The organism is Sulfuricurvum sp., assembly GCF_023229695.1.
Classification (GTDB): domain Bacteria; phylum Campylobacterota; class Campylobacteria; order Campylobacterales; family Sulfurimonadaceae; genus Sulfuricurvum.
Genome location: NZ_JALNYS010000035.1, coordinates 1 through 3634, shown reverse-complemented (window position 1 = coordinate 3634; position 3634 = coordinate 1). Strand labels below are relative to the sequence as shown.

The window sequence follows — 3634 nt, the reverse complement described above, 5'->3', positions numbered from 1 at the left end:
GTTTTCAATGATCGCAAACTCAAACTCTAAACCTTAACTCAAGGCCTATCAGCGTTTGTGGACGGGAATTATAGGGGAAATATTATGAAATGTCAAGAGGTTTTCGAAAGAAATTTCATTTTTCCCTTTTGCATATATTAAGGATATGAAATTGAAACCAATCCTGTCTCTTCTTGAACCGTAATTGTAGCAGTACCATCAGGATGATTTAAAACTATAGTACAACCGCCTGCGGGAACTACATTTGAATAGATGTCGGTATATACATCCAAATAAGGACGCCCTAGATTGTCAAAAGCAATCGTTCGATAGGCACCCCCGAGCACACATGTACCGGTTACACTTGTAACACCGAACCTCTTTGTCAAATTAACAAGCGAAGTGTCTGGTATAGTAGCTACAGCCGTCACACCGTCTCCAATTGTCTGCCCGGTTAATGGATCCACTGCTTCTTCATTTAAATTAGAATTACCTGCCTTATTGTCATCCGAAAAAACTTCATAATAATATACTTTTATTCCATTAATAGTAGTATGAGGAAACCTCATCTGCCAACGTTTTTGCCACCAAGTCGGATCAGTTTGATCAAACTTATCATCAACCATAGCCAAATGTTGCGTATAGCGGATATGCTCTGCAACTTGCATCGCTGCTTGTTGCAGGGGATTGGAACTAAAATTCGGCATTGCTAAAACTGCCAAAATCCCGATCACAATAATTACAAAAACCAGTTCGAGGAGGGTAAAAGCCAATCGTTTCATAATTTCAACCTGAAAACAAATTTTCATCGATCATACGATTATAACGAAAGTATTAAAAAAAAGTAAATAAAGTGAATTTTAAAGTAAATAGTAGCTGAAGAGAGCGGTTTTCCGCGAAAGCGGAAAACTGAGGGAAAATCAGATTTCGTCTGCGAGTTCGACGTTATAGAGGATGTCGTCAGTCGGATGACGGTACATCGGCATACCCAGACGTTTTTCATCCAAGATGTGGCCGATAAATCCGATAGAACGACCTACGACGAAGAATGCATTCAAAGCACCCGCATCGATGAAGCCGTCAATCTCATCTTCGGAATATCCAAGAGCACGCCACATATCGACCATCAAGATACCGATAGTACCGTCAACGTTCAAGATAAGGTTGTCTTTTTTAGACGTCGTCAATTTTTCAACTTCAAGTGCAAAATCAAGCAACGGAGTGCTTGGGAAGTGCTCAGCCGCATATTTTTTCAATCCCGATACACGAAGATCCGGGTTACGTACCGATTTGATACGGTGACCGATACCGGAGATGGTTTTACCCTCTTTTTTCATGTAATCGATAAATTCAGCCGGAGACATCCCACGGTCATTTGCGTATTTGAAATATCGTGCCGCATCATCAATCGCACCACCGAAACGTGGCCCGATAGTCAAAAGACCCGTTACCAATGAACTGATAACATCTTTACCGGCACGTGCGGTAACTTTTGCATTGTGGGCACCCGAAACGGCCGGACCGTGATCGGCAACGGTTTTAATAACCGTCTCAAGATACTCAGTCGCCCATTTCGGGTAACGTTTTTTGAACCAAAGGAGTGAAATAACATCACCGATACCGAAACCCGTTTCCGGAGTTGCCACAGAACTGATCGGATAACCGGCATAGGTTGCTTCGTCACCACGGTCATCAGAAATCGTACAAATGAACTCTTTTTTACGACGGACTTTTGGAACCGTGCGAAGCGCTGGCTCTTCAATCGCCGTAATGACACCTTCGGCTGTTAATTTCACATAGACTTCGGCAATTTTGTGCGGAAGGTCATTGAAACTTGCCGGTACGTAGATACCCGCTTCTGCCATCGCCGTATTTTTTGCCGCAGCCGTCTCCGCATCCGCATTTGCCGAAGCACCCGCGTGACCGAACTGGACCCCTGAGCTGAAATGCTTCGCGATCGTACCGATACACCATGCGATAATCGGTTTTTTGATTTGGCCGTTTTTGACCGCTTCGATCACTTTGTACTCTTCCGTACCCCCTACTTCGCCGAGAAGAACCATGTATTTAACCTCAGGGTTGCTCTCCATACGAAGAAGATTATCGATGAATACCGAACCGACAAACCGGTCACCGCCGATTGCCACACCCTCGGCAATACCGTCGGCATTGATCGAGATGATGTTGGAGAGCTCATTGAACAAACCGCCGGAACGGGTTACAAGTCCGCATGAACCGGCACGGTGAAGCTTAGAATTGACAATATTCTCAATGGTTCCGCCGACGTTGGCGATTTTAAATGCGCCCGGTGCGATACCGCCGACCGTTGCCGGTCCGATCACGATAACGCCTGCATCACGCGCCGCTTGGTTCATTTTACGCGCTAAACGCTCAGGAATACCTTCTGCCGTAACCATGACCGACTTGAATTGACCTTTGATCGCGATTGCTTCCATCGTCACATCGTACGCAGTACGGAAAGAGGCGAAGTTCAATAAAACGTCCGCATTTGGAAACGCGGCAGCCGCATCCGTCGTGTTACGGAAAACCGGCACCATAATCTCTTCCGGACCGTAGAAAAATTTCTCGAATTTGTTACCCGATGTCGGAGCAACGATCGCCGCTACCGACGGTTTTTCGCGGTTGATGACATAGTCATAATCCAGCATACGCTGGATAGCGCTAGCGTTGTTGTTCCAAAAAATCGCTTGTGTATCTTTGGTAAATAGAGCACCCATATTTTTCTCCTTACTTCTCAAGCGCCATACGCACGATGTCGGTTACGTGTGTTTCTGGCCCATAAACTTCGATATAAAGACCCAAACGGTCTGCAGCTTCTTTGATGTCTTTCAGACCTTTTTCATAGTTCGGTCCTCCGCGACGTACATAAATGCGTGTGTTATGCGCTTTCATACGCTCCGCATACACTTCAAACGCCTGAATGATACCGGTAAACGTTTTGGCAACGTCGGTGAAGTTGGCAATCGCTCCGCCGATGATAAGAATTTTGTCACGCCCTTGAGCATCTTTATGACGTGTCATCAAGTCAAGAACGGTTTCCGCATAAAACTTAGTTTCACCCGTCGTCGGTCCGCCGGAATACTCACCGTAGTTAGCCAAATCTGTAACATTACCCGAAAGATCAGCAATCGTATCAGCATAAACAACCGATGCTCCACCACCCGCAACCATGGTCCAGATACGTCCCAATGGGTTAAGGATGGTCAATTTCAAGGAAGCACCCGATTTTGAGTCCGCTTCCGCGATTGCTTTCTCTTCCGGAGACTGATCTTCCATACCGAACGCCGTCGGATACTCAGCTGCGCACCATGCTTCGCCCATCATAAAGCCCGCTGTGTCATCAAGACGTGCGACAAGGTCAAGGATTGCCATTTCGTTGTTCGCCAACATAACGATCGGGTTAATTTCAAGGTAAGCAAAGTTCAAATCGCGGTAAAATTTAAAAAACTGAATCGCAAAGGATGCAAACGTTTCACGATTTTGAGCCGGAATGTCCGCCGGAATATTTGCGCGAATTGCATGTACCATGTCCGCATCGCTCATCGTGATCGGGATCGCTACTTCGTTAACTTTTTCGTCCCACCCCTCTTCTACTTCCAGACCGCCTGCTGCAGCTAGGTAAAGGACATCTTGT

Annotated in this window: 3 protein-coding genes; all 3 read right to left on the bottom strand. The window is 46.0% G+C overall.

The annotated features are described in order from the left end of the window. Positions 1-137: 137 nt before the first annotated feature. Positions 138-761 carry a Tfp pilus assembly protein FimT/FimU gene (locus M0P91_RS14960; protein ID WP_295069265.1) on the bottom strand — a complete coding sequence of 208 codons (624 nt, stop codon included), beginning with the start codon at positions 759-761 and terminating at the stop codon, positions 138-140. A gap of 138 nt (positions 762-899) precedes the next feature. Further along, complete coding sequence (locus M0P91_RS14955) at positions 900-2717, bottom strand: citrate/2-methylcitrate synthase (protein WP_295069262.1); 1818 nt, start codon at positions 2715-2717, stop codon at positions 900-902. A 10-nt stretch (positions 2718-2727) separates the two neighbouring features. After that, a partial coding sequence (locus M0P91_RS14950) for an ATP citrate lyase citrate-binding domain-containing protein (RefSeq protein ID WP_295069259.1) occupies positions 2728-3634 on the bottom strand: 907 nt, incomplete at its 5' end.

What these genes read in the sequence shown, in the direction of transcription:
- M0P91_RS14960 (WP_295069265.1), bottom strand. Translation starts at nt 761, where the DNA reads ATGAAACGATTGGCTTTTACCCTCCTCGAACTGGTTTTTGTAATTATT.
- M0P91_RS14955 (WP_295069262.1), bottom strand. Translation starts at nt 2,717, where the DNA reads ATGGGTGCTCTATTTACCAAAGATACACAAGCGATTTTTTGGAACAAC.